The following is a 10,894-nucleotide window of genomic DNA, read 5'->3' as shown; positions in this document are numbered from 1 at the left end:
ATGAGCTTTTTTAAACGATTAAAAGAAAAATTGATTGGTAATACCGAAGACGAAAAATTACAGCAGGACGAGTTACTAGCTGAAAAGGCAGAAAATCAAGATGAAATTACGACTGAACTAGAAGAAACGAGCAATGAGCAAAGTGAAGTTAGTATGTCAGAGCCAGCTGTTGAAAAATTAGAAGAAGTAGTTGTCGAGAACACTACAGAGCCAGTTGCTACAGAACAGACTACTGATATGACTGAACAATCGGCACAGCAGGAATTTCCAGCTATAGTTGAAGAAATCGAAGAAGAGCAGGAAGTTGTTGCAGAAAAGAAACCTTCTGCTTGGTCGATTACACAAAAATTTAAAGCTGGACTTGAAAAAACACGTAATTCATTCACATCAAAAGTAAATGATTTAGTAGCACGTTATCGTAAAGTAGATGAGGATTTCTTTGAAGAATTAGAAGATGTACTATTGCAAGCGGACGTTGGTTTTGAAACAGTAATGGAATTAATGGAAAAATTGCGTTTTGAAGTGCAACGCAAAAACATTAAAGACACAAATGGTATTCAAACGCTTATTTCTGAAAAACTTGTAGAAATTTATGAATCAGGCGAAGAAAATTTAACGGTTTTAAATATTCAGCCAAAAGGTGAATTAACGGTTATTTTATTCGTTGGGGTAAACGGTGTTGGTAAAACGACGACAATCGGTAAACTAGCACACCGCTTAAAAGCAGAAGGGAAATCTGTTCTTCTAGCTGCTGGTGATACATTCCGAGCAGGTGCGATTGACCAATTGCAAGTGTGGGGCGACCGTGTTGGCTGTGAAGTAATAAAGCAATCGGAAGGTTCAGATCCAGCAGCTGTTATGTACGATGCGATTCGCGCGGCGAAAAATCGCGGTGCAGATGTGCTTATTTGTGACACAGCAGGACGTTTACAAAATAAAGTAAACTTAATGAATGAGTTGGAAAAAGTGCATCGTGTCATTTCACGTGAAATTCCAAATGCTCCACATGAAGTGTTGTTAGCGCTAGATGCAACGACTGGCCAAAACGCACTTGTGCAAGCGCAAATGTTCAAAGAAGCAACAAATGTAACAGGAATTGTGTTAACGAAGCTAGACGGAACTGCAAAAGGTGGTATTGTTCTTGCTATCCGCAACAAACTACACATCCCAGTTAAATTTATTGGTCTAGGTGAGAAAATGGATGACCTACAACCATTCGATGCAGAGCGTTACGTCTACGGTCTATTTGCGGAAGGTTTAGAAAAAGAATTAGAGCAAATGGAAGACTAACTATAAGGGCTGTCCCGTAAGTAAAAAACTTGCGGGGCAGCTTATATTTTTGTAATAAATTTCTCTTATTAATATTTACTTCTGTGGCGGTCAGATGGAAATATAACCATCTTTGTTGTAAAGGGTCGGTTTTTAAATAACTTTCAACTGTGCCACCTTTTTTTATAAAGGGAATTTCCTTGACAGTCTATAAGGAAAATCATAAGATATAGTAGACAAATTATGATTGGAGAGATTAAAGTGCTACTTGAAAAAACAACGCGCATGAACTTTCTCTTCGACTTTTATCAAGCGCTATTAACGGATAAACAACGCAGTTACATGGAGCTATATTATTTAGACGATCATTCACTAGGGGAGATTGCTGAATCGTATACTGTATCGCGTCAGGCCGTTTATGATAATATTCGCCGTACAGAGGCAATGCTTGAGGAATATGAAGATAAGCTACAATTATTTGGAAAATTTCAGCAACGTCAGCAAGTGCTTGAACAGCTGACTAGCGCATTAAAAGAGGACACGTCTTTAGAAGTGCGCCTCGCGTTAATTGAACAACTGAAGGAATCGGATTAGGAGGCGAAAACGTATGGCATTTGAAGGATTGGCGGAACGACTCCAAGGGACAATTCAAAAGATTAAAGGCAAAGGGAAAGTGACGGAACAAGACGTAAAAGAAATGATGCGTGAAGTCCGTTTTGCTTTAATCGAAGCTGACGTTAACTTAAAAGTCGTAAAAGAATTCGTGAAAAAAGTAAGTGAACGAGCAGTTGGCATAGATGTAATGAAAAGCTTAACACCAGGTCAACAAGTAATTAAAATCGTCCAAGATGAACTTACAGAGCTAATGGGTGGCGAGCAAAGCCCAATTAAATTTAATACGAAGCCACCGACTGTTATTATGATGGTCGGTTTACAAGGGGCAGGTAAAACGACGACGACAGGGAAGCTTGCAAACGTACTACGTAAAAAATACAATCGTAAGCCGTTACTAGTAGCAGCTGACATATACCGTCCAGCCGCAGTACAGCAGCTGCAAACATTAGGGAAGCAGTTATCGTTACCGGTCTTTTCTTTAGGGACGGATGTTTCCCCTGTTGAAATTGCGCGTCAAGCGATAGAACATGCGAAAGAAGAACATTTGGATGTAGTCATAATTGATACAGCAGGACGTCTACATATAGACGAAACATTAATGCAAGAATTAAAAGATATTCGTGCGTTAAAAGAGCCAGATGAAGTATTTTTAGTCGTTGACGCGATGACGGGGCAAGACGCAGTTAACGTTGCGCAAAGCTTTAATGAAGCAGTCGGTATTACAGGTGTTGTATTAACGAAACTTGACGGTGATACACGTGGTGGTGCTGCGTTATCTATTCGTGCTGTTACAGAAAAGCCTATTAAATTTGTCGGTATGGGTGAAAAAATGGACGCGCTTGAGCCGTTCCACCCAGAGCGTATGGCGAGTCGTATTTTAGGTATGGGTGATGTATTATCACTGATTGAAAAAGCCCAAGCTAACGTCGATATGGAAAAAGCGAAAGAACTTGAAGAAAAGTTCATGACGCAAAGCTTTACATTGGATGACTTTATCGAGCAAATACAAGCACTGAAAAAAATGGGACCATTAGAAGATCTTCTAAAAATGATTCCAGGTATGAACAAGATGAAGGGCATGGATAATGTTAAAGTAGATGAAAAGCAAATGGGGCGCATCGAGGCAATTATTTATTCGATGACACCAGCAGAAAAAACAAACCCAGATATTATGAATGCAAGTCGTAAAAAACGTGTTGCACAAGGGTCTGGTACGTCTATTCAAGAGGTCAATCGCCTATTGAAGCAATTTGAAGATATGAAAAAAATGATGAAGCAAATGACAGGGATGACATCCGGCAAAGGCAAGAAAAAGATGAAAATACCTGGTCTCGATTCATTGTTTAAATAAAATTCTCATCATTTTTTTAGGTGTTAAGAAAAAACACTTTACAAACAACACAATCATTGATAATATACTATCTTGTGTGAAACTTATTCGGAGGTGCTAGAAAAATGGCAGTTAAAATTCGCTTAAAACGTATGGGAGCTAACAAATCTCCTTTCTATCGTATCGTAGTTGCAGATGCTCGTTCACCACGTGACGGTCGTCAAATCGAAACAGTAGGTACTTACAACCCACTTACTACTCCAGCTACAGTAAACATCGATGAAGAGAAAGCTCTTAAATGGTTAGCTGATGGCGCTAAACCATCTGATACTGTACGTAACTTGTTCTCAGAGCAAGGTATTATGGAGAAATTCCACAACCAAAAATTCAGCAAATAGTCTGAGGTGACGTGCTATGCAGCAACTGATTGAAACAATCGTTAAACCGTTAGTCGATTATCCAGAAGATGTCCGTATCGAGACGGACGAAAATGCAAATCGAATTGTTTATAAGCTTTTTGTTCATCCAGAGGATCGAGGGAAAGTCATAGGCAAGCAAGGACGCGTCGCAAAGGCGATTCGTACAATTGTTTATTCAGCTGCGAGTAGTCATCAGAAGAAAAAGACTTACGTCGATATATTGGATTGAAAATCTAGACAATAAGAGGAGGAGGGAGCTTGCTAGTTCCTTCCTTCTTTTTATTATATAATAAGGATTACGAAAATTAGAAAATGTTTAGGCTAAAGCATCTTCAGGTCGAAGTCGCTTTAGCACTTTTCATATAAGAGGTGACTATTATGGAATGGTTTAACGTAGGTCGAATCGTAAACACACACGGCATCCGCGGTGAAGTACGTGTTATTTCTACGACAGACTTTGAAGAAACACGCTTTGCAATTGGCAACAAGCTAGCGGTATTTAAAAAGGATGACAAGCGTCCAATTTGGGTAACGATTGAAAGTGCACGCCGTCATAAAAACTTTATTTTACTAACGTTTGAAGGGCTAAATAACATCAACTTAGTAGAACCTTTTAAAGAAGGTTTATTGAAAGTGTCGAAGGACCAATTAGCGGATGATGAACTTGATGAAAATGAATATTATCACTTTGAAATTAAAGATTGTGAAGTGTATTCCGAAGAGGGCGAACTAATCGGTGTCGTTTCCGATATTTTGGAAACAGGCGCTAATGATGTATGGGAAATTACAGCTAAAGGTAAAAAGCATTATATTCCGTACATTGCTGATGTAGTAAAAGAAATTGATGTCGATGAGAAAAAAATAATTATTCACGTCATGGAAGGCTTATTGTAATGAATATTCATGTATTAAGTTTGTTTCCACATATGTTTGAAGGAGTATTCGGTTCATCCATATTAAAAAAGGCTCAAGAGAAAGGTGCAGTGGAGCTAGCTGTATCTGATATTCGTGAGTTTAGTGACAACAAGCATAAGCAAGTAGATGATTATCCATATGGCGGTGGTGCAGGTATGGTATTAAAGCCAGAGCCAATGTTTAATGCAGTTGAGTCAATTACGAAAGGCCGTTCTCCGCGCGTTATTTTAATGTGTCCACAAGGTGAACGCTTTACCCAAAAAAAGGCGGAAGAGTTGGCACAAGAAGATGAGCTTGTATTTTTATGTGGCCACTATGAAGGGTATGACGAGCGTATTCGGGAACATCTCGTAACAGACGAAATTTCAATTGGAGACTTCGTACTTACAGGTGGCGAATTACCTGCGATGACGGTGATAGATGCTGTTGTACGCTTATTACCGGGTGTATTAGGACAAGCGGATTCACATATCCAGGACTCATTTTCAACTGGGCTATTAGAACATCCTCACTACACGCGTCCTGCTGATTTTAGAGGCATGAAAGTACCTGATGTACTTATTTCAGGTAACCATGCAAAAATCGAAGAATGGCGCGAGGAGCAATCATTTAAGCGTACATTGTTACGTCGACCTGATTTATTAGATGCGCTGGAGCTTACACCAAAACAGGTAAAAATAATCGAAAAACTGAAAAATGAAATGTAAAGTAAAACTGCTTGCACGTGCCTAATATTTATGGTAACATTCATTTTGTGCTTCTATGTGAGGTACTGAATTACGGTGTTCCGCTGTGGCGAAAAATCGCGTGCATGAGCATCTGTCTAAGGAGAGAAAACAATGTCAAACATTATTACAGAAATTACTAAAGAACAACTTCGTTCAGATCTACCTTCATTCCGTCCTGGTGACACAGTAAAGGTACACGTGAAAGTTGTTGAGGGTACTCGTGAGCGTATCCAATTATTCGAAGGTGTAGTTATTAAACGTCGTGGTGGCGGAATTAGCGAAACTTTCACTGTTCGTAAAATTTCTTACGGCGTTGGTGTTGAGCGTACTTTCCCAGTACACACTCCAAAAATTGCTAATTTAGAAGTTACTCGTCGCGGTAAAGTGCGTCGTGCAAAACTTTACTACTTACGTAACCTACGTGGTAAAGCTGCTCGTATTAAAGAAATCCGCTAATAACTTTTTTAAGAAGAGGGCTTGTACTTTTACAAGCTCTTTTTCTTTTGCTTGAAAGGGAAATTAAGTCCGGAAGTAAAAAATATTTCACAATAAGAGCTTATGATTTTTCTGCTTTATATTGCTAAGTATATTTGCTATCAATATAGTGTGGAAATAATTAGTTCTATTGTAAGTGATTTTGTTTTGAGTGAGGAAAATGCGATGTGAATGGTATTTTTTTTTGCTTGTTCTGACACTTTCGTTTACAATAATAGGTGATAGACAAGGGGGACATCTGCGTGGAAAAAACTCAGAAAGAAAAAAATGAACTTTGGGAATGGACAAAAGCGCTTCTAATTGCGTTTGCAATTGCAGCTTTCATTCGCTATTTTTTATTTACGCCAATTGTAGTTGATGGTGACTCAATGATGCCGACCCTTGAAGATGGTGATCGTATGATTGTTAACAAAATCAATTATAAAATTGGAAGTCCAAATCGTTTTGATATTGTCGTATTCCATGCACCGGAACAAAAAGATTACATTAAACGTGTAATTGGTCTTCCTGGTGACCATATTGAATATAAAGACGATCAGTTATATATTAACGGTGAGCCAATTCCTGAACCGTATTTAGATCAATATAAAGCGGAAATAACAGAAGGAAACTTAACAGGAAACTTCAAATTGCAAGATATTGACCCATCTTTAGATGTAATTCCAGAAGGCTATGTATTTGTCATGGGCGATAACCGCCGTTTTAGTAAAGATAGCCGCCATATCGGTATCGTCAATCAAAAAGAAATTATCGGTAATACAAGCATCATTTTCTGGCCTTTAAACGAAATAAAAATGGTAAAGTAATGGACTAGAGGAGATTACACATATCTCCTCTTTTTTATCTTTTCCCAACAGCAGATACCAACTTCAAATGACATAGGGAGAAGTGGTATGAGGTTCAATGTATAGGAGGATTACAAATGACAATTCAATGGTTTCCGGGACATATGGCAAAAGCGCGCCGAGAAGTGTCTGAGAAATTAAAATTAGTTGATATTATATTTGAATTAGTCGATGCGCGTTTGCCGTTATCATCTCGCAACCCGATGATCGACCAAGTGATTAATCAAAAGCCGCGTTTACTTATTTTAAATAAACAAGATATGGCAGATGAGTCTGAAACGCGTAGATGGCTACGGTATTTCGAAGAGCGTGGTCATAAAGCAGTTGCGATTAACTCTCTTGAGGGGAAAGGTTTGCAAACGGTAACGAAAGCGGCGCAAGAGATTTTAGAAGATAAATGGGCACGTATGAAGGCGAAAGGGATGAAACCCCGTGCCATTCGTGCAATGATTGTTGGTATCCCGAACGTTGGGAAATCAACGTTAATCAACCGTTTAGCGAAGAAAAATATAGCCAAAACAGGCAATACGCCAGGTGTCACAAAAGCACAACAATGGATTAAAGTTGGTAAAGAGCTCGAGCTGTTAGATACACCGGGAATTTTATGGCCGAAATTCGAGGACCAGGAAGTTGGCTATAAGCTTGCCTTAACGGGGGCGATAAAAGATACGATTACGAATATGGAAGACTTAGCAGTATATGGTCTCCGTTTCTTATCAAAAAAATATCCAACACGAATGGAAGAACGTTATGGTTTATCATTTGTACATGAAGATTTAGTGGAAACATTTGATCATATTGGGAAGTTGCGTCGCGTATTTGGACAAGGTGGAGAAATTGATTATGATCAAGTAGCGGAGCTTGTTGTACGTGATATTCGCAGCCAGCATTTAGGTAAGCTTACTTTTGATTTTGTAGATGAACAACTGGAAAAAGAAGCGTTAACTGAACAATAAAGAATGCTTGCTAATAGTTAATAATAACTCGAAAGGGCTGTCCTAAAGTGAGGTATACACTCATCTTGGGGCAGCTTTTTCTTGCTTAGTGTGACAATAACGCCAGCGGTTATTAGCTTTATTTGACGATTGAAATCGAGTGTAATTTGCGGTAAAGTAGCCATTATTAGAATCCTTCTACTGGTTAATTTGTAGTGATTTAACCTTAGCAGAAATGGATTCTTTTTTCGTTTATTTCATGCATAAATAGTTTGTAAAAAAGACAATTTTATAGCTTGTACTCTTTCTTAAAGCATCAGAAAAGAAGGATTCTTTTAAATAAGGAAAAACAAGCCGATATATTACTTATATAGAAACAAGGAGTTTGACAATGCAAACAATTAAAGAGATTACAGCTGCATTAAAGGCAGCGACAAAGATAGAATTATGGATGAAGGATATAGCATCTGATGAGCGTGCAGGTGTACAAAAAGCTTGGTCTCAATTTTTAAAGCGGTTAGAAAAGCAGAAGCAATTGCAACAAGCACATAATGAAAAAATTAGCTTTGATGCACAGTACGGCAAGCTCGTTGCCGGTGTTGACGAGGCGGGGCGTGGTCCTTTGGCAGGTCCAGTTGTAACCGCGGCAGTTATTTTACCAGAAAACTGTCAAGAGTTACTTGGCTTGAATGACTCAAAGCAATTATCGAAAGAAGCACGTGAACGCTTTTGTTTGCAAGTAAAAGAACATGCACTCAGCTATTACATCCATTTTCAAAGTGCCGAGGTAATTGACAAACTTAATATTTATGAGGCAACGAAGCAATCAATGACGGAAAGTGTGAACATGCTTCATATAAAGCCTGATTTTGTGGTTGTTGATGCGATGACTTTGCCAATAACAATTCCGCAAGCATCGATTATTAAAGGGGATGCGAAAAGCTTAGCTATTGCTGCGGCGTCCATTTTAGCCAAAACGGCTCGTGATCAATATATGGAGAACTTAGCGCTGGAATTTCCGCAGTATGGCTTTGAGCAGCATGCGGGTTACGGAACGAAGCAACATTTAGAAGCGCTTGAGCGGTACGGACCAACAATTTATCATCGGAAGACTTTTGAGCCCGTTAAATCTATGATGAAAGGATGAATTTTATGACATCAACATCATTAAACCTAGTATCTAACCAGACGCAATCAGTGCAAGCGAATCAACCACTTGCACTGAAGCAAGGACAAGTATTCCATGGGACAATTAAGCAGCTTTACCCAGACCAAATGGCGGAAGTGCAAGTTGGGGGGAATAGGCTAATTGCAAAGTTAGAAACGCCACTAAAAGTAGGGGATGCACATTTTTTTCAGGTGATTAATACATCTGGTGCACAGACAGAGTTAAAGGTTGTATCAGGTCCGATGTCACAGGCGATGACGCCAGCACAGCAGTTGACACAATTACTAGAATCTATGAATTTACCGAAATCAACTGAAATGCAGCAAGTGATGGCGCATTTTATGAAACAACAAATTCCGATTTCGAAAGAGCAGCTCGTGCAAGCGGAACTGTGGATGAAGAGCTTACCAGATGGCATATCGAAGCAGGATGCACTTGTTGCAATCCAGCGTATGGTAGAGCTGAAAATGCCATTTACAAATGATGTGTTTCAAGCATTAGTACAAGGAGCAAAGACGGATGGTATGACACAGACGTTACATAATTTTCTGCAACAGCTCGGTAGTGCGACATCTGTCAATGATCAGTTGAAAACAAGTATTATGCAACAAGTACAATCGCTTGCCAAACCTTTTGATGCTGAAATAGGGGGGCTAGTACTCGCGCGTGCTGTGCAGCTACTTGCTGATCCGAATGTGAGTGTAACGGATAAAGCGCAAGCATTGCAATTATTGAAGCAAGCGGGTGTTGTACCACAACATGCAACTGTGCAAAACTGGGCAAGTCAGCCTCATAGCCAAACGGAGCAAATACAGTCTCCACCTACAAACGCAGGACAGCTAATTGCTCAAGTAGCACAAGCTAAACCTGAGCAGAGAGGGCAATTAATAGAACAAGTAAAAGCGTTCATTGTTAACGATAGTCTATTGTCAACTGCTCAAAAAGCGCAATTACAGCAATTAGTAGATCGATTTACGCAGCTACCGCAAACGAAGCAAACACTTGAAATATTTGCAAAGGAGCTGCAAATACAATTAGTTAAAGCTTATTCAGATAGCTCAGCAAGTCACCTGTTTACCCAAAATGAGCGCGGGGTATCGATAAAGGATCAACTAGTATCGCTTTTAAGACCAGAAGTAAGAACACAAAATAATGATGCGCTCCTTCGTACTATAGTGAAGGAAGCAACAAATTTCACACAACCGACAATCCAAACGATATTAACACAAGCTGATGCTCAGGTGCAGTCCTCTATTGATAGTAAAGCTATGGAGCAAGCGATGAAAACCGTGTTAAAAGGTCTTGGCATAAGTTATGAAGCTGCATTAAACAATAAGGCAACAGATATACAAGATTTGGCACAGCAATTAAAACCACAGTTGCTAGCGTTAATTCAAGATACAAATACAACGCCATTATTACGTGAATCAGCCGATATGTTAATGGCACGTATAAATGGAATGCAATTATTATCAGGTGAAAATGGCCATCAGCATCAGCTAGTTATGCAAGTACCACTTGAATTTTTCGGCAAGCGTATGGATGCTACTTTGCAGTGGAATGGGCGTATGAAAGAGGATGGTAAAATTGACGCCAACTATGCACGCGTGCTTTTTTATTTGCACATGGAGTCATTAAACGAGACGGTTATCGATATGCAAGTGCAAAATCGTATCATCACAGTAAATGTATTCAATGATAATGCGGGCTTGGCACAGCTAGCTGAACCGCTAAAGCTATCGTTAAAACAAGGGTTAGCAAATAAAGAATATCAGCTCTCGGGAATCTTTATAAAGCAGTTTGAAAATACTATGACAGAACAAGCTCCGCAAAATTCAAAAGATGATCAAGAGGAGAGCGGTGGGGTGGATATTCGGGTATGAGCGAAAGAAGATATATTAGAAAAGAAGCGATTGCTCTATCTTATAATCCGTCTGATCATGCTGGACCGAAAGTTATTGCAAAAGGAAAAGGGAAAATTGCGGAAAATATATTAGAGCAGGCGGAACTTCATGAAGTTCCTATTCATGAAGATCCGAATTTGGTTGAATTATTAGGACAGTTAGATTTAAACGAATCGATACCAGAAGAATTATACCAAGCAGTTGCCGAAGTATTCGCATTTATTTATCATCTAGACCGTAAACATAATGAGTTACAAAGACAAATATAAAG

At 39.1% G+C, this 10,894-nt stretch carries 13 protein-coding genes; all 13 read left to right on the top strand.

What is annotated here, in order from left to right:
- The 13 genes from ftsY to AAFN87_RS08815 all read left to right on the top strand — a co-directional run bounded on the left by ftsY (position 1) and on the right by AAFN87_RS08815 (position 10,892).
- Positions 1-1,290, top strand: coding sequence for a signal recognition particle-docking protein FtsY (gene ftsY, locus AAFN87_RS08875; RefSeq protein ID WP_347790684.1), 1,290 nt, complete (start codon positions 1-3; stop codon positions 1,288-1,290).
- 240 nt (positions 1,291-1,530) lie between these two features.
- Positions 1,531-1,863 carry a putative DNA-binding protein gene (locus AAFN87_RS08870; protein WP_347790839.1) on the top strand — a complete coding sequence of 111 codons (333 nt, stop codon included), beginning with the start codon at positions 1,531-1,533 and terminating at the stop codon, positions 1,861-1,863.
- A gap of 13 nt (positions 1,864-1,876) precedes the next feature.
- Positions 1,877-3,235, top strand: a complete 1,359-nt coding sequence (gene ffh, locus AAFN87_RS08865; protein ID WP_347790683.1) for a signal recognition particle protein — start codon at positions 1,877-1,879, stop codon at positions 3,233-3,235.
- Positions 3,236-3,339: 104 nt separating this feature from the next.
- Positions 3,340-3,612 (top strand): 30S ribosomal protein S16, encoded by a 273-nt coding sequence (gene rpsP, locus AAFN87_RS08860; protein WP_347790682.1) that lies wholly within the window; start codon positions 3,340-3,342, stop codon positions 3,610-3,612.
- 16 nt (positions 3,613-3,628) lie between these two features.
- Positions 3,629-3,862: a KH domain-containing protein gene (locus AAFN87_RS08855; protein WP_347790681.1), complete on the top strand. Its 234-nt coding sequence runs from the start codon at positions 3,629-3,631 to the stop codon at positions 3,860-3,862.
- A 149-nt stretch (positions 3,863-4,011) separates the two neighbouring features.
- Positions 4,012-4,527: a ribosome maturation factor RimM gene (gene rimM / locus AAFN87_RS08850; RefSeq protein ID WP_347790680.1), complete on the top strand. Its 516-nt coding sequence runs from the start codon at positions 4,012-4,014 to the stop codon at positions 4,525-4,527.
- Positions 4,527-5,255, top strand: coding sequence for a tRNA (guanosine(37)-N1)-methyltransferase TrmD (gene trmD, locus AAFN87_RS08845; RefSeq protein WP_347790679.1), 729 nt, complete (start codon positions 4,527-4,529; stop codon positions 5,253-5,255). Before rimM ends, trmD begins: the two co-directional genes overlap by 1 nt.
- A gap of 132 nt (positions 5,256-5,387) precedes the next feature.
- Positions 5,388-5,732 (top strand): 50S ribosomal protein L19, encoded by a 345-nt coding sequence (rplS, locus tag AAFN87_RS08840; protein WP_347790678.1) that lies wholly within the window; start codon positions 5,388-5,390, stop codon positions 5,730-5,732.
- A 281-nt stretch (positions 5,733-6,013) separates the two neighbouring features.
- Positions 6,014-6,577, top strand: coding sequence for a signal peptidase I (lepB, locus tag AAFN87_RS08835; protein ID WP_347790677.1), 564 nt, complete (start codon positions 6,014-6,016; stop codon positions 6,575-6,577).
- A gap of 116 nt (positions 6,578-6,693) precedes the next feature.
- A complete protein-coding gene (gene ylqF / locus AAFN87_RS08830; protein ID WP_347790676.1) occupies positions 6,694-7,572 on the top strand; it encodes a ribosome biogenesis GTPase YlqF in 879 nt (292 codons plus the stop codon).
- Positions 7,573-7,942: 370 nt separating this feature from the next.
- On the top strand, positions 7,943-8,698 hold the full coding sequence (locus AAFN87_RS08825) for a ribonuclease HII (protein WP_347790675.1): 756 nt from the start codon (positions 7,943-7,945) through the stop codon (positions 8,696-8,698).
- A gap of 5 nt (positions 8,699-8,703) precedes the next feature.
- Complete coding sequence (locus AAFN87_RS08820; RefSeq protein ID WP_347790674.1) at positions 8,704-10,602, top strand: hypothetical protein; 1,899 nt, start codon at positions 8,704-8,706, stop codon at positions 10,600-10,602.
- Positions 10,599-10,892, top strand: coding sequence for an EscU/YscU/HrcU family type III secretion system export apparatus switch protein (locus tag AAFN87_RS08815; protein WP_347790673.1), 294 nt, complete (start codon positions 10,599-10,601; stop codon positions 10,890-10,892). The genes AAFN87_RS08820 and AAFN87_RS08815 overlap by 4 nt, the downstream gene beginning before the upstream one ends.
- Positions 10,893-10,894 lie beyond the last annotated feature (2 nt).

Source organism: Solibacillus sp. CAU 1738, assembly GCF_039888725.1.
Classification (GTDB): Bacteria; Bacillota; Bacilli; order Bacillales_A; family Planococcaceae; genus Metasolibacillus.
Note: the sequence above shows the minus strand (reverse complement) of the source record. Positions and strands in the feature narration are given on the sequence as shown.